Below are 2,007 nucleotides of genomic sequence, written 5' to 3'. Positions count from 1 at the left end.
CTCGGCGGCGGCCTGAGCGGCGGCGGCGTGAGCCGCAGCGGCCTGGGCGGCGCGTTCGGTGGCGGCGGCCTGTTCGCGCGCAGCGGCTTCAGCGGCGGCCTTGGCGGCGGCGGCGGCGTCGGCCTTGGCGGCGTTGGCCTGGGTAGCCATGGCGATGGCGCGACGACGCGCTTCCTGCTCTTCAGGCGACAGTGCGCCGCCGGCCGGTTGCGACGCGCGCTGACCCTGCGGACGGTTCTGCGACGACCATTGCTGCGGACGCGCCACGTCGAAACCTTGCGGGCGTTGCGGCCCGCCGGCGCCGGGTCGGCGCTTGGTCTCGACCACCACCGTCTTGGACCGCCCGTGGCTGAAGCTCTGCTTCACGGTTCCGGTCGGGACCGATCCCACAACGCGCGGCTTCAGGCTCAGCGGAGCGCGCGGCCCCGTCTGGGACGGCGTACCGCCCGGATTGCCCTGGCTCGCACCTTGGCCCGAACCCTGGCCTTGGTTGGTCTTGTCGTTTTCGTCGCTCATACGGTCGCTTTAATAGGGGCGGAAAATCCCGCCGTCGTCTCAATGCACATGAACGACCGTGAGCCCGTCTCCGCCCTTGGAGACAGGCCCTCGGCCGCCAAAATCCTCAGCTCGCCCCTGAAGGGGCTGCTCCCGCCGATCCGTCCCCGTCTCTGGGAATATCCCAGTGAGCGGGGCGAAGCGGCCGAAATCCAGCCAGTCGTTCGACCTCTATGGTCCACCGATCAGCCCGTCCGCCCGCAAGCAGGACTGCGTGTATCGCATTTTCCAGCCCAAGGGCCAAACTCATATCGTCCACAGTGAATGCGCCGCAGACTTTTGCAGTCTGATGTCGAGCCAGGGCGAGGATTTTGCCACGTCCGTCAGCCGAGCCGTCGGCGGCTTCCACCACCCAGGCGGCCTTGCCGGAGCGCAGGGTCGCAGCGGTTTTCTCGAAGCCAGAGATAAGCACACCTTCACGCCGGGCAAGACCCAGCTGGTCGAGGCAGCGCTTCATCAGCAGCCGTTCGACGATATCGGCCAGATCGGCCGGGGCGGTCAGCTTGGTTTTCGCGGAGCGGGTGAAGCCGTTCTTCTTGACCGCGGCCTCGACCGAGGCGCGGCTGGCTTCGACCCACAGGCCGCGTCCGGGCAGTTTCCTGCCCAGGTCGGGAACCACCTGGCCATCGGGCCCGGCGACGAAACGGATCAGGCGAGATTCGTCCATGACCTCGTGAGAGACGAGGTCCCGGCGTTCCCGATCAATCGTTGCGTCGCGCAAGCTCATATGCGGCCCAAATTCTTCCCGACGCTCCCATCACGCGTTCGACGGTTCGGAGTCGTCCTCGGCGAGGACCTCCGTATCGTCGGAAGCGTTTTCTGAACCGTCGGCGTCGGCTTCGGTTTCAGCGGGCGCGTCGCCGAACACCTGGTCGGGGTCGTATTCGCCGTCGGCGAAGTCTTCCTCGGCCTCTTCCGGCGCGGGCTGCGGCAGTTCCGAAGCGTCGATCCAGCCGGCGGCCACACGGGCCTGCAGGATCAGCATTTCGGCGTCTTCCTGGGCCAGGTTGAAGCTTTCCAGCACGCCCGGGACCTTCACCCGTTCGCCGTTCTTCACTTCGTAGCCGCCGCGGATCTCGTCGGTGGCCAGGTCGGCCAGGTCCTCGACGGTCTTGACCCCGCCCTGACCCAGGGCGACGGCCATGGCCAGGGTCACGCCCGGCACCTGCAGCACGCCGTCCTCGACGCCCAGTTCGACGCGCTTGGCGTCCAGCTCGGCGGCCTTGCGGTCCAGGAAGTCGCGGGCGCGGGCCTGCAGCTCCTCGGCGGTCTCCTCGTCGAAGCCTTCGATCTCGGAGACTTCATAGGGGTCGACATAGGCCAGGTCTTCGACCGTGGCGAAGCCTTCGGTGACCAGCAGCTGGGCGATGACCTCGTCCACGTCCAGGGCTTCCTGGAACAGGCCGGTGCGCTCGCTGAACTCGCGCTGACGACGCTCAGAATCCTGGGCCT

Annotated in this window: 3 protein-coding genes; all 3 read right to left on the bottom strand. The window is 67.7% G+C overall.

The features are described 5' to 3' along the window. Nucleotides 1-516, bottom strand: a 516-nt coding sequence (locus tag Q7J26_RS12625; protein WP_304936762.1) for a translation initiation factor IF-2 associated domain-containing protein, incomplete at its 3' end; no start/stop codon positions are given. Nucleotides 517-622: 106 nt separating this feature from the next. Continuing rightward, entirely contained in the window at nucleotides 623-1,282 is a 660-nt protein-coding gene (locus tag Q7J26_RS12620) for an RNA-binding protein (RefSeq protein WP_304936761.1), read from the bottom strand. 30 nt (nucleotides 1,283-1,312) lie between these two features. Beyond that, nucleotides 1,313-2,007: helix-hairpin-helix domain-containing protein (locus tag Q7J26_RS12615; protein WP_304936760.1), on the bottom strand; the 695-nt coding region annotated here is incomplete at its 5' end.

The sequence above is a fragment of the Brevundimonas sp. genome (genome assembly GCF_030656255.1).
GTDB lineage: Bacteria > Pseudomonadota > Alphaproteobacteria > Caulobacterales > Caulobacteraceae > Brevundimonas.
Note: the sequence above shows the minus strand (reverse complement) of the source record. Positions and strands in the feature narration are given on the sequence as shown.

Coding starts and splice junctions, on each gene's coding strand:
- Q7J26_RS12620 (WP_304936761.1), bottom strand. CDS start 1,282: ATGAGCTTGCGCGACGCAACGATTGATCGGGAACGCCGGGACCTCGTC.